Genomic DNA, 13,119 nt, shown 5'->3' with positions numbered 1-13,119 from the left:
CCTGGGCTGGCATCGCGCCCACCGCCATGCCGTGACTCAAGCGCCGGTGTGACGCCGAGGTACGGGTTGGTCACGGCCTGATCACAACGTCTCGCGCACTTAGTGACAATGGCTTTCGATGAGCGGAAGATCCCCTTCAGTCGCGCCCGTCACCGGGCGCTCGCTCTGGGAGGAATCCGCCCGTGAGACATCCATCCTCGTGGGGGAGGCGGGGCTTCGCCGCCCTGCTCGCCTCCACCGTCGCCACCAGCGCGGTCGCGCTGACCGGCGCGCACCCGGCAGGGGCCGAGCCGGCAGCACCCGCGCCGGAGGCACCCAAGGAGGCACCGGCCGAGGCCCTGGGCAGCCACGACGCCGGGCTGCTCGCCGACGCCCGGGCACAGCGCAAGCCGGCGGTCACCGTCATCGTCGCCACCGACAAGGGCAGGGCCGGCCAGGTCACCGCCGAGATCCGCAAGCTCGGCGGCACGGTCACCCACCGGGTCGACCAGGTCGGCTACGTGCTGGCGCAGATCCCGACGGACAAGGTCGTCAAGGCCGCCGGGCTACCCGGTGTCGCGGCACTGGACCTGAACGAGTCGATCACGCTGCCGGACCCCCGCGCGGAGTCCCTGCCCGGCCGGCGGGCGGCCGCGCAGGCCGCTCCCGGTGGCCCGGGCGAGTCGACGCCGGCCGACAACCCCTACATGCCGACCGGGGAGACCGGCGCGGTGGCGTTCAAGAAGGCCCACCCGACGTGGGACGGCCGCGGCATCACCATCGGCATCATGGACTCCGGCGTGGACCTGGACAATCCCGCTCTGCAGACCACCTCCACGGGCGAGCGGAAGATCGTCGACTGGGTCACCGCCACCGACCCGCTGCTGGAGGGCGACCTGACCTGGCGGGCCATGCGCACCCAGGTCACCGGCCCGTCGTTCACCGCTGCCGGGCGCCAGTGGACCGCGCCGGCGGGCACCTGGCTGTTCAACGTCTTCAACGAGAAGATCACCGAGGGTAGCGAACCGGGTGGCGACGTCAACCGCGACGGTGACACCTCCGACAGCTTCGGGATCCTCTACGATCCGGCCAGCCACGACATCCGGGTGGACTCCGACCAGGACGGTGACTTCACCGACAACCCGGTGATGCGCCCCTACAGGGAACGCTTCGACGTCGGGCACTTCGGCACCGACGATCCCGCCACCCCCGTGCGGGAGCAGATGCCGTTCGTGGTCGAGTACCGCGAGGACGTCGACCTCGGACCGGCGGGCCTGCCCGGTCAGACCGCGGACTTCGTCAACATCGGCATCGTCGAGGACGCGCACGGCTCGCACGTCGCGGGCATCACCGCGGCCAACGACATGCTCGGCAACACCCGCTTCGACGGCGCCGCACCGGGCGCGAAGCTGGTCTCCTCCCGGGCCTGCACCTGGGGCGGGGGGTGCACCGCGGCGGCGCTGACCACCGGCATGGTGGACCTCGTGGTCAACCGCAAGGTGGATGTGGTGAACATGTCCATCGGTGGCCTGCCGGCGCTCAACGACGCCAACAACGCCCGCGCCGAGCTGTACGACCGGCTGATCAACGACTACGGCGTGCAGATGTTCATCTCCGCCGGCAACTCCGGCCCGGGTGTCAACACCGTGGGTGACCCGTCCGTCGCCGACGACGTCGTCAGCGTCGCCTCCAGCATCAGCCGGGAGACGTGGCTGGCGAACTACGGCTCGGTCACCCGCCGGCCGTACCAGCTGCACCCGTTCTCCTCGCGCGGACCGCGTGAGGACGGCGGCTTCAAGCCGACCATCAGTGCGCCCGGCTCGGCGATCTCCACCATTCCGCTGTGGCAGGCCGGCTCGCCGACCCCCGAGGCCGGCTACTCGCTGCCGCCGGGCTACGCCATGTTCAACGGCACCTCGATGGCCTCTCCGCAGGCCGCCGGCGGTGCGGCGCTGCTGCTGTCCGCGGCCAGGGCGACCGACGTCGGGGTCACCCCGGCGGCGTTGCGCCGGGCCCTGGTCAGCTCGGCCTCGTGGATCAAGGGCGAGCCGGCGTACGCGCAGGGCAACGGCCTGCTCGACGTGCCGGGTGCCTGGAAGCTGCTGGCCAAGCCCGTCACCCCGCGCGGCTACACCGCGAGCGCGCCGGTGTGCACGCCGATCTCCGACTTCCTCGCCACCCCCGGCCGGGGCACCGGCGTCTACAACCGCTGCGCCCCCGGGCAGGGCGGACAGAAGGTCGGGCAGGCACGCACCTACCAGGTGAAGGTCACCCGCACCAGCGGCCCGGCCGGCGTGATCCGCCACAAGCTGCAGTGGCGGGGCAACGACGGGACGTTCCGCGCCCCGAAGTCGGTGGACCTGCCGCTGAACAGGGCCGTCTCCATCCCGGTGACGGCGACCCCGGCGGCCGGCGCCCACGGCGCCATCCTGCGCATCGACGACCCGAAGACCAGGGTGGTCGACTTCGAGGTGCTCAACACCGTCGTCGCCGCCGAGCGGCCCACCAAGCCGGCGTACGCGTTCTCCGGTTCGGGCAGTGTGGACCGCAACTCGACCACCAGCTTCTTCGTCTCGGTCCCCGAGGGTGCGGCCGCGCTGCAGGTGAACCTGTCCGGTATCGCAACCGGCTCCCAGACCCGGTTCATCGCCGTCAACCCCTGGGGCGTGCCGGTGGAGAGCACCGCCAGCACCGCCTGCTACACCAACTATTCCGACGCCGCGGTGTGCAAGCCGCAGGAGCGGGACTACGCCAACCCGATGCCCGGCATCTGGGAGATCGAGGTGGAGGCACGGCGTACCTCGCCGTCGCTGAACAACCCGTTCCAGCTCACCGCGCGGGTGCAGGGCGTCAAGGTGGAGCCGGCCCTGGTGACGCTGCCCAGCGTGACCGCGGGTGAGTCCACTCCGGTCACCTGGACTGTCACCAACCTGTTCGGCCCGGTGGTGATCACCGGTCAGGGCGGTCCGTTGGGCAGCTCGGCCTCCTCCCGGGACAGCATCGCCGACGGTGAGCGCAAGACCTACACCGTCGAGGTGCCCGAGGGCGCCACCCGGCTCGACGTCACCATCGGCAACACCAGCGACCTGGCCGCCGACCTGGACCTGACCGTCCTGCGTGACGGCGTCGAGATCGGCCAGTCCGCCGACGGCGACTCCGAGGAGTCGGTGTCCGTCCCGAACCCCGAACCCGGCACGTACACGGTGCAGGTCGACGGGTACGCCGTGCCGGCCGGCACCACGCAGTTCGACTACCGGGACGTGTTCTACTCCCCCGCGCTGGGCCAGGTCACCGCACCCGGCACCACGGTGTCCCTGCCCAACGGCGCCAGCACCACCATCACCGGCGCCGTGACCGTCGACGCGGCCCCGGCCGCGGGTCGGCAGTTGTTCGGCGAGCTGAACCTGGTCACCGACGAAGGCGCGGTCGTCGGCCGCGGCGCGGTGTCCGTCGGCACCGTGAACTGACCGGAACGTGCGATGCCCGCCCTCGTCGCCGCCGGGGGCGGGCATCGCCGCACCATAGGCGCAATGCGATCAGCCGATCACGGTAAGATTCGGCCGTTGACGCTGGAAGGTGATCCGTCTGAGCACCACCGATCCTGCCGCGCCCGTGCGGCCCGAACCGCCGGCTCCCGCCGCGCCGGCCGCCGAACCCCCGACGTCCGACCGCGAGCGGTGGGTCGGCTCCACCGAGGTTCTGTGCTTCCTGCTCATTCTCGTCGGCGTGCTGCACCGGCAGATCGCGGCGCTGGTCACCGATCCGCGACTGCAGACCTGGCTGACCGTCTTCGTGTCGGTGATGGTGCAGGCGGTGCCGTTCCTCGTCTTCGGCGTGGCGCTCTCCGCCGTCATCGCGGTGTTCGTGCCCCGCTCGTTCTGGGCGCGGGCCCTGCCCCGCCATCCCGCGCTCGCGGTTCCGGTGGCGGGCATGGCCGGAGTGGTGCTGCCCGGCTGCGAGTGCGGGTCGGTGCCGATCGCGGGGTCGCTGATCCGTCGTGGTGTCACCCCCGCCGCCGCGCTGGCGTTCCTGCTCGCCGCGCCGGCGATCAACCCGATCGTGCTCACCGCCACCGCCGTCGCGTTTCCCCGCAACCCGGAGATGGTCGCCGCCCGCGGCGGCGCCAGCCTCCTGGTCGCCCTGCTGATGGGCTGGCTGTGGCTGCGGCTGGGCCGCGCCGACCTGATCCGCCTGCCGCACCGCGCCCACCTCGACGGGCTACCCCGGATGGCCGCGTTCTGGACGGCCTGCCGGCACGATGTGGTCCACGCGGGCGGATTCCTGGTCGTCGGCGCCATGGCGGCGGCGACGATCAACGTGGTCGTACCGCAGCCGTTCCTGCACGACCTCGCGGCCCGGCCGGTGCTGTCGGTCCTCGCCCTCGCCGCCCTCGCGGTGTTGCTGTCCATCTGCTCCGAGGCCGACGCGTTCGTAGCCGCCTCGCTGTCCCAGTTCTCCCTGACCGCCCGGCTGGCCTTCCTCGTGGTCGGTCCGATGGTCGACCTCAAGCTGATATCCATGCAGGCCGGGGTCTTCGGTAGGCGGTTCGCCGTCCGGTTCGCCCCGGCCACCTTCGTCCTCGCCGTGCTCGTCGCGGCCGGACTCGGGACGGTGATCTGGTGAGTCGCGGAACGCAGGCGGTGGTGCTGGTCTTCCTCGGCGGCGCGATCCTGCGCGCCAGCCTCACCGACCTCTACCTGCGCTACGTCAAGCAGGGACTGCGTCCGTTCCTCATCGCCGCCGGTCTGCTGCTGGTCATCACCGCGCTGGTGGCGCTCGTGCAGGAGGTGCGTCATCTGAACCGGCCCGAGGATCAGCCGGACGACGACGGCCACGGACACGGCCGTTCCGGTCCCGCCGTCGGTTGGCTGCTGCTGCTTCCGGCGCTCGCGCTGGTCTTCGTCGTGCCGCCGGCGCTCGGCGCCGACACCGTGACCCGCGCCGGTTCCGCCCTGACCGACGACCGGGACATCGCCTTCCCGCCCCTGCCGCCCGGCGACCCGGCCGAGTTGTCCCTTCTCGAGTACGGCTACCGGGCCGTCTACGACCACGGCCGTACGCTGCAGGGCCGCCGCGTCCAGTTGACCGGCTTCCTCGCGCCCGGCCCGGACGATGAGCCGATGCTCGCCCGCATCATGCTGTCCTGCTGCGCCGCCGACGGCATTCCCGTCAAGGTCGGCCTGCGCGGCGACATGCCCGAAGGACCTGCCAACACCTGGGTACGCACCACCGGGCGGTGGATCCCGCACACCGCCAAGGATCCCATCAACGATGCCGACCTCCCCTACTTCCAGGTGGAGACCTGGGAGAAGATCCCCGCACCCGCCGATCCGTACGAGTAGCCGGGGAGATTGCAGGAGTGCAGATATCAACATGTGACAGCTAGACGACGCTATTGCACATGACTACCGTTGCGTTCACTTCCAGGAGCGCAAGGAGCGGTCGAGCATGCGCAGAGTTCCGCGCCATTCCGTTCCGGCGGTGTCGTGACCCCCGGCCACGGCCCCGGCACCGGCACCGGCACCGTCGAGGAGATCAGCGACCTCCTGCGCACGATCGCCCATCCGACCCGGCTTCGCATCCTGCAGTGCCTCAGGGACGGCGATGCCTGCGTCACGGAGCTGAGCGCCATGCTGGACGTTCCCATGCCCTACGTGTCCCATCAGTTGCGGCTGCTCCGCAACGCCCACCTCGTGCGCCGTTACCGCAGCGGCGGCCGCATGTACTACGCCCTCACCGGCATGCCGGCCGTCACTGTCGTACTGGAGATCCTCAGGTTCTGCCCCTGACGGCGCTGAGGAGGCCGCACCCGCCGGGCGCCGGTGCGCCGAGTCCCGTCGGCGGCCGGCGCGGAGCCGGGTGGGCAGGCTCCGCGCCGGCCGCGATCACCGTTCGGTGGCGCCCCTACCTCAGGGAAGGATCGAACCGGTGACGGACCTCAGGCGGGTCAGGGCAGCACCTCGAACGTGAAGGTCTTCGGGCCCGAAGTGATGGTGCTTCCGGTGGCGGCGAGCTTACCGGTGACCTCGAAGGTGACGGCATAGGTGCCGGCGGCGTCGAAGCCCCAGTTCGCGTGGGAGTGAGTGTTGCGGTTGACGTTCAGGCTGTCCGGCAGCCCGTTGCCGCTGTCGAACAGCACGCTCGGGGTGCCACCGGAGACGGTGTAGATGCTGAAGCCCGCCGGTCCGGAGACGTTGGTGAGCTTGAAGGTGACCCGGTTGTTCTGGAAGACGCCGGTGGGCACCTCGGTGGTGTTCCAGCCGGCCCAGAGCAGCCCGGCCGTGTTGGACTGCGGCAGCACCCAGGCCTGGCCGCCGGTGCCGAGGAAGGTCCAGGCCGATCCGCCCGGCACGCTGACCTTGGCCGTGTTCGGCACCCGGAAGACCACGTCGGCGGGGTTGCGCTCGACGTCGGTGGGGCCGGTGCCGTCCAGGACGGCGACGGTGAGTGCGCCGGCGGCGTAGTCGACGTCGATGACGTCGACGTGGCCGCTGGTGAGCACGAGCGGCGCGGCGGCGACGGGCGTGGTGGTGCCGGCGAGCAGTGCGGCGGTCAGGACCAGACCGGCGAGGAGGCGGTTGCGGATGCGCATCGCGCTCAGGCCTTCACGACGAAACGCAGCGTGGCGGGTGCGGAGGTGACCCGCTGGCCGGTGGCGGCCAGGGTGCCGGTGGCCCGGACGGTCACGCAGTAGGTGCCGGCCTTGTCGAACGCCCAGTTGGCGTGCGTGTGGTCCCCTGCGGTCAGGGGCAGGGCGTCGGGGAGCCCGTCGCCACTGTCGGCCAGGATGCTCGGCTGGCCCACGGCGTTCTCGGTGTAGATGGCGAGCTGGCCCGGGCCGGTGACCGACCGGACGGAGAGCGTCAACGAATCGCCGGTGAAGACGCCGGCCTCGACCTCCTCGGCGGCGATGCCCGGCCAGATCAGATTCTCGTTCTGGATCTCCGGCAGGATCCAGACCTTGGACACGCCCGGCGTGCCGAGGAACGCGAAGGCGGGGTCGGCGGGAACAGTGACCTTGGCCTGGCGCTTGACGACCAGCTTGACCTCGTCGGCGCCGTACTCGATGTCGTTGTCCTCGTCGTGGACGCCGATCTCCAGCGAGCCGTCCTCGTAGGCGACGTCGACGACGTCGAGGTGGCCGGCGTTGACCGTCAGAACCGACGTGGTGGCGGCCTGCGCGGGCAGTGCCGTCGCGACCAGCGCTACGCCCAGGACACCCGACGCCAGCAGATGACGCACGGTGCTACGCACGTAAAGACTCCTCTCTCGGCAGTCCTCGATGGACTGTCACTTATTGGAAATGGTAGTCGTTTCGCTGAGGCGGGGAAAGGTGTCACGCCCGACTGATCGGCGTCCCCTGGTCACCAGGCCGTGCCGGGGGGCGAACAGCCATGCGGTGAGGAAGACCGCGGTGGCGACCAGGACGATGGTGCCGCCGACCGGCGTGTCGTAGCTCCAGGACAGGTACAGCCCGACCAGCGCCGAGATGCCCCCGATCAGCGGAGCGAGCAGCATCATCACGGCAAGCCGGTCGGTGAGCAGGCGGGCCGCCGCGGCGGGGGTGATCAGCAGCGCCAGGACGAGGATGTTTCCGATCGTCTGCAGGGAGATCACCACGGCCAGGGTCACCAGGACGTAGAGCGCGATGTCGAGCCAGAAGACCGGAAGCCCCATGGAGCGGGACATCTCCCGGTCCAGGCAGACCGCGACGAACTCCTTGTGCAGCGCCAGCACCAGACCGAGGATGACCAGACCCGTCCCACCGACGACGTAGAGGTCCCGGTCCGGGATGCCGGTGATCGAGCCGAACAGGAACTGCTGCAACGACCCGGCGTACCCGGGCGCCCACGAGATGATCACGATGCCGAGGGCGAACGCGCCGACCAGGAAGACACCGATGATCGAGTCCTCCTTGACGCGCCGGTTCTGCGAGAAGATCGCGATCAGCAAGGCGGTGGCGACGCCGGCGACGGCCCCACCGAGCACCAGGCTGCCCTGCAGCACGAAGGCGACCGCGATGCCGGGGAAGACCGCGTGGGCCACCGCGTCGCCGATGAACGCCATCCCGCGCAGGACGACGTAACAGCCGACGACCCCGCAGACGATGCTGGACATCACCGCGATCGCCAGCGCCTTGGGCAGGAACGCCAGGTCGGGATTGAACAGGTCGGTGAGGAATTCGGTGATCGACATCAGGCCGCCCGCACGAGCTTCAGCAGTGGAGAGGTCGCGCTCACACCGAAGGTCTCCGTCCACAGCGCGGGGTCCTGGAGGTCCGCAGGCCGGCCGTCGGCGACGACCCGCCCGTTGAGCAGGACCAGCCGGGTACAGGAGTCCACTGCGGCGACCAGATCGTGGGTGGTCATCAGCACCGCCCGGTCCTCCCGGGCCAGGCTGGTGAACAGGTCGCCCAGCAGTTCCTGGGTGGGCATGTCGAGTCCGGTGAACGGCTCGTCGAGCAGCAGGATGCTCGGCGCGAGCGCGAGCGCCCGCGCGACCAGGACGCGTTGGCGTTGCCCACCGGACAGTTCACCGGCGGGCCGGCGGCGCAGGCCGGTGAGCTGCACCCGGTCGAGCGCGTCGCCGACCGCACGCCAGTCGGCCACACCGGGACGGCGGAGCGGACCGATCCGTCCGGTGCGCCCGCTCATCACCGCCTGTTCCACCGAGATCGGGAAGTCCCAGTTGAACTCGTGACGCTGGGGGACGTACCCGATCCCCGACCGTCCGGGGCGGGTCGGCTCACCTTCCACCAGCACCCGGCCGCCGCGGGTGCGGATCAGGGCCAGGACGGCACGCAGCAGGGTGGTCTTGCCGGCACCGTTGGGCCCGAGCAGTCCCACCAGTTCGCCGCGATCCAGATGCAGCGTGACGTCCCGCAGGACGGGCCGGCCGCCGAGATCGACGTCCAACCCCTCGATCTCCAGTGCTCTCACCGCCGGCCCTCCGGCGAGGCGACGGCGCGTTCCCGCTCGGCCCGCCGTCGGGCGCCACGTCCGCGCAGCAACAGGACGACCAGGCCGGCAGCGAGCGCGACCGCCGTCCCGGCCAGCGCCGCGATCAGCAACGCCGGGGCGCCGCCGGCCCGCTCGCCGGCATCGACCGGGTTCTCGGCGGGCGGCTCCGGACCGGCGGGTACGGGCGTGTCCGCCTCGGCGGCGAAGGCGTCGTCGGCGCTGGTCGCATCGCCCACCGCGAAACGCAGCGTGCCGGTCGCCGACACCTTCTTCCCGTCGACCAGGTCGGCCGAGACCTGCACCGCGACCAGGTAGACCCCCGGGGCGGAGAAGACCCAGTTGGCGTGGGTGTGGGTGTTGACCTCGGCCCAGAAGGGTTGGGCCTTCGACTCGGCGGATCGCCAGAGCGGCTGCGGCGCCGCGAAGTTGCCCGACTGGAGGTAGGTGGTGAGGGTTCCCGGACCACGTACACCGAGCAGGGTCAGGGTGGCGCCCCGGTCGATGGTCTGCATCACCCGGGGGTCCTGGGTGTTCCAGCCCAGCCAGACGACATTCCGGTCCTGGACCTGCGGTACCACGTACGCCCGCTTTCCGGCCTCGATGCCGAGGAAGGCGTACGCCGGGTCGTCCGGCACGGTCTGCAGCGCGGCGTCGGACACCCGCAACAGCGTGTCGTCGGGGTCACGCCACACCGGTTGCGCCTGCGTGCCGTCGTGGATCAGCAGCGTCCACCGATTGCCGACGTAGCGGGGACCGATGTCGACATGTCCGGCGGCGAGCGTAGCCCGCCCGGTGGCGAGGGGCTGGTCGGCCGCGATCGACTGGCTGAGGTCCGGCGTCGGCTCGGCCGCCCGCGCCGGGGTAGGCGCTGTCGCCAGCACGAGCGACGCCGAGAGTGCCCCCAGCCGGATGAGTGTGGTCGCGCGGGTGCGGCGGCGCGCCCGTCCTGGCGTCACTGGTTCCTCCATCACGTGTCCTCGGTCAGGCAGTCGCGCAGCGATTCGGCGTTGAACCGCATCATCTGCACGTAGGTGGTGACGTCGCGGTCGAACGCGTCGCCGTAGATCGGGCACATCCGCAGGTCCTCCTCGCGGGCCACCTCGGTCAACGTGGCGGACCGGGCCGCCAGATTCGGCTCCAGGAACACGGCGGGAATCCGCAGGTTGCGGATCGTCTCGGTGAGCTTGCGGCGGTCGGCGAGGCTCGGCTCGGTGGCCGGGTTGGGTGTGACGAAGCCGGAGATCTGCACCCCGTACGCCTTGCCCAGGTAGCCGAAGGCGTCGTGTGTGGTGACGAGGTGACGCCGCGTGGGTGGGATCTGCGCGATGGTGTCCCGGACGTACGAGTCGAGTTCTTCCAGCTGCCGGATGTAGGCCGTGGCGTTCGCCCGGTAGGCGGCGGCGCCCTCGGGGTCCACCCCGATCAGGGTGTCCCGGATCAGTTGCACGTAGGCGATGGCGTTGCGGACGTCCTGCCACAGGTGCGGGTCAATCTCACCGTGTACGTGCTTGCCGAGGACCGCCTGCGGTAGCTGGTAGACCTGGGTGCCGGGCCGGCCGAGGAACCGGAACCGCCGGTCGCCGGGTACCTCCAACAGTGCCTTGTTCGGCACCCCGATCACGGTTCGCGCCGGGTCGTACACCCGCTGGGTCGCCTCGCCGCCACCCTCCGGGTCGGCGAGCAGGTACAGCCGCCGCTGGTCGAGGTCGACGGTGACGTCGGCGTGCCCGCCGGTCAGCACCTCCGACATCCCCGGCACCGAGTGCGGGTCGACCCCGACGGCGAAGGTGAACACCTGCTCTCCCATCGGTACGGGCGCCGTCTGCGGATCGACGGCCAGCCGCGCCTGCATGGTCAGCCGGTAGATTCCCGGCTCGGTGAACGCCCAGCTCATGTGGGTGTGCGCGTCCGGGGGCAGCGTCGCGGTGTCGTCCCGGTACCCGTTGGCGGCCTCGAAGCCGTCGCCGGAGTCGACGTAGAACGACGGGTTGCCGAACGACTCGGTCAGGTACGCGTACATCCGGCCCGGCCCGTCCACGGCGGTCGCGCTGAGCAGCACCTCCGAGGAACGGTTCGCGCCCTGCTCCGCACCGGTGCCGCGTACCCGCATGCCCAGCCAGATGGTGTCCAGCGAGACGTCCTCGACCAGCGGAATGATCTCCGCCGCGTACTTCACCGCCCCCTCGGCCAGCGAGATGTTCGGTACGCCGTCACGCAGGTTGGCGTCCAGCGCCTTGATGAGTGCCTGCTCCTCCAGCAGGAGGTAGTTGCTGAACGCCACGTCGGCGTAGACCACGTCGCGGATGTCCCGCAGCGACGGCTCGTAGCTGTGCGGATCGGCCCCGTCCGGCACCATCGAGGTCACGGTCACCCGGTCGCCGCCGACGTTGCGGGCCAGATCCCGCAGGATTCCGGTGGTCGTCAGGACCTGGACCCGCTCGTCCTGCGAGCTCAACGCCACCTCCGACCGGCAGCCGCCGACGAGCACCGCGGCCAGCAGGAGCGGCAGCAGGAGCAGCCGCTGCGCGCCGAGCCGGCGGCTACCAGTCTTCGGCACCGCCGTCACCCGGTCCGCAGGACGCCGCGGCGGCGGGCCAGCAGCAACAGCAGGGCTCCGACCGCCACCAGGACGACACCCAGCGCAGCGGCCGTGAGCACCCAACCGGCTCCGGTACGCGGCAGCGGGCCGCCGCCGCCCTGATCCGAACCGCCGTCGCCGTCGCCGTCGGAGCCGGACCCGGAGCCGGAGCCGGAGCCGGAGCCAGAACCAGAACCGGACCCGGGGCCGAACCCGACATTCGGATCGGTGCTGTCGCCGACGGCGATGGTGAGCGTCTTCGTGTCGGTGACCGCCTTGCCGCCGGTGGTGGTGCCACTCATCTGGACCGCCAGGCGGTACAGACCGGGCTTGCTGAACGCCCAGTTGCCATGGGTGTGGGTGTTGAGCGGGATGTCCAGCTTCTGCGGGAACGGCTTGGCCGAGTCGAACAGCACGTCGGCCTTACCGAACGAGCCGGTCAAAAACAGCGAGAATCGACCGGGTCCGTTGACCCCCTTCAGCGTCCACGTGACGCTGCCCTTGACGCCCGACACGACGGACGCGTGCTGGGTGTTCCAGCCCGGCCAGACGAGACCCGCCTGCTGGGTCTGCGGGAGCACCCACACGGTGTCGCCCTGCTTACCGAGGAAGTCGGCTCCGGCGGGCACCGTGATCTTCGCCTTGTCCTTGGCGTGCAGGACCACGTCGGCGGTCTCCCGCCAGACCGGAGGGCTGCTGCGGTCGTCCTTGATCCGGATGGTCCAGGACTCGCCGTCGAGCTGCGGGCCCATGTCGACGTGCCCGTCGCTGATCACCTGACGGTCCGGGGCGGGGGCGGCCGCCGCCGGCGGCGCGGCGGCGGCGGGCTTCGGCGCGGCGGCGGGCTTCGGCGCGGCGGCGGCAGCCTTCGGAACGGCGAGGGCCCGCGCGTTCGGCTGCACGGCCGGCTCCAGCGGCGCGGGCGCCGACTGGCCGGCCGGAGTGATCGTCGGCACCGTCACCCGGTACGTCGCCTCGGCCCGTGCCGTCGCGCCCGGAGGCAGGACGGCCGACGCGGTCAGCGTGAGCCGGTATTCACCGGCGGCGTCGAAGGCCCAGACCACGCCACCGGTACGCGTGCCGGCCGGCAGCCGCGTCGAATCCGGTGCGCCCGGACCGTTGCCGAACAGCGGGGTCGCCGCGCCGAGGCCGGACACCGTGTAGGCGGTGAACGTCCCCGGCCCCTCGACGGAGTCCAGCGTGAGGGTCACCCGGTCGTCGGCGACGGCCCCGGGGCGTACCCCGGTGGTGTCCAGGGCCGGGAACCCGGTGTCACCGGCGGACAGCGCCCACAGGGCGTGGCCCGGCCGTCCGAGGAAGGCGAAGGCCGGTCCGTCCGGCACCCGGCCGGCCAGTCCGCCGTCCGGGCCGAGCACCACCTCCGCCGGATCGCTTCCGGCCGCGTCGCCGGCCGCCTGCGTGGCGTTCCGGAACCGCAGCGACATCCTGTCACCGTCGAGCGCGACCGAGACCAGGTCGGCGCCGGCCGCGGTGACGGCATCCGGTACGGCGGCGGCCGGCGTCGCCGCTGGGGTCAGTGCCAGCACGACGGCGGCAAGGCTCGCGGCGCCGGCGCGCATGCTGCTCATCCTCATTGGTCGT

At 71.4% G+C, this 13,119-nt stretch carries 11 protein-coding genes; 4 read left to right on the top strand and 7 right to left on the bottom strand.

Features of this window, described 5'->3' with window-relative positions:
* The first annotated feature begins 182 nt into the window (after positions 1-182).
* From C569_RS0100530 to C569_RS29560, 4 genes are all read left to right on the top strand, one after another.
* The gene (locus C569_RS0100530) at positions 183-3,446 is read left to right on the top strand and encodes a S8 family serine peptidase (protein ID WP_018783860.1); all 3,264 of its coding nucleotides are present in this window, start codon (positions 183-185) and stop codon (positions 3,444-3,446) included.
* 145 nt (positions 3,447-3,591) lie between these two features.
* The gene (locus tag C569_RS0100525; protein WP_231394675.1) at positions 3,592-4,602 is read left to right on the top strand and encodes a permease; all 1,011 of its coding nucleotides are present in this window, start codon (positions 3,592-3,594) and stop codon (positions 4,600-4,602) included.
* Positions 4,599-5,321, top strand: a complete 723-nt coding sequence (locus C569_RS0100520) for a TIGR03943 family protein (protein WP_026267541.1) — start codon at positions 4,599-4,601, stop codon at positions 5,319-5,321. Before C569_RS0100525 ends, C569_RS0100520 begins: the two co-directional genes overlap by 4 nt.
* Positions 5,322-5,465: 144 nt before the next feature.
* Positions 5,466-5,768 (top strand): helix-turn-helix transcriptional regulator, encoded by a 303-nt coding sequence (locus tag C569_RS29560; RefSeq protein WP_018783857.1) that lies wholly within the window; start codon positions 5,466-5,468, stop codon positions 5,766-5,768.
* Between the two features lie 158 nt (positions 5,769-5,926).
* Here the strand turns inward: C569_RS29560 and C569_RS0100510 are convergent, their stop codons facing one another.
* From C569_RS0100510 to C569_RS0100480, 7 genes are read right to left on the bottom strand one after another with little or no spacing between them, the layout of a single operon-like run.
* Positions 5,927-6,580, bottom strand: a complete 654-nt coding sequence (locus C569_RS0100510; RefSeq protein ID WP_026267540.1) for a choice-of-anchor M domain-containing protein — start codon at positions 6,578-6,580, stop codon at positions 5,927-5,929.
* Complete coding sequence (locus C569_RS0100505; RefSeq protein ID WP_026267539.1) at positions 6,577-7,233, bottom strand: choice-of-anchor M domain-containing protein; 657 nt, start codon at positions 7,231-7,233, stop codon at positions 6,577-6,579. The genes C569_RS0100510 and C569_RS0100505 overlap by 4 nt, the downstream gene beginning before the upstream one ends.
* 36 nt (positions 7,234-7,269) lie before the next feature.
* Positions 7,270-8,175, bottom strand: coding sequence for an anchored repeat-type ABC transporter permease subunit (locus C569_RS0100500; RefSeq protein WP_018783854.1), 906 nt, complete (start codon positions 8,173-8,175; stop codon positions 7,270-7,272).
* Positions 8,175-8,918: an anchored repeat-type ABC transporter ATP-binding subunit gene (locus C569_RS0100495; protein ID WP_018783853.1), complete on the bottom strand. Its 744-nt coding sequence runs from the start codon at positions 8,916-8,918 to the stop codon at positions 8,175-8,177. The genes C569_RS0100500 and C569_RS0100495 overlap by 1 nt, the downstream gene beginning before the upstream one ends.
* Positions 8,915-9,895 carry a choice-of-anchor M domain-containing protein gene (locus tag C569_RS0100490; RefSeq protein ID WP_026267538.1) on the bottom strand — a complete coding sequence of 327 codons (981 nt, stop codon included), beginning with the start codon at positions 9,893-9,895 and terminating at the stop codon, positions 8,915-8,917. Before C569_RS0100490 ends, C569_RS0100495 begins: the two co-directional genes overlap by 4 nt.
* An 11-nt stretch (positions 9,896-9,906) precedes the next feature.
* Positions 9,907-11,505: an anchored repeat ABC transporter, substrate-binding protein gene (locus C569_RS0100485; protein WP_018783851.1), complete on the bottom strand. Its 1,599-nt coding sequence runs from the start codon at positions 11,503-11,505 to the stop codon at positions 9,907-9,909.
* A complete protein-coding gene (locus C569_RS0100480; protein WP_018783850.1) occupies positions 11,502-13,097 on the bottom strand; it encodes a TIGR03773 family transporter-associated surface protein in 1,596 nt (531 codons plus the stop codon). The genes C569_RS0100485 and C569_RS0100480 overlap by 4 nt, the downstream gene beginning before the upstream one ends.
* Between the last annotated feature and the right edge of the window lie 22 nt (positions 13,098-13,119).

Source organism: Micromonospora sp. CNB394 (assembly GCF_000374985.1).
Taxonomy (GTDB): Bacteria; Actinomycetota; Actinomycetes; order Mycobacteriales; family Micromonosporaceae; genus Micromonospora; species Micromonospora marina.
Note: the sequence above shows the minus strand (reverse complement) of the source record. Positions and strands in the feature narration are given on the sequence as shown.

Bases quoted from the DNA above. Each gene is read 5' to 3' on its own strand.
- C569_RS0100500 (WP_018783854.1), bottom strand. From the start codon at position 8,175: ATGTCGATCACCGAATTCCTCACCGACCTGTTCAATCCCGACCTGGCG.
- C569_RS0100480 (WP_018783850.1), bottom strand. From the start codon at position 13,097: ATGCGCGCCGGCGCCGCGAGCCTTGCCGCCGTCGTGCTGGCACTGACC.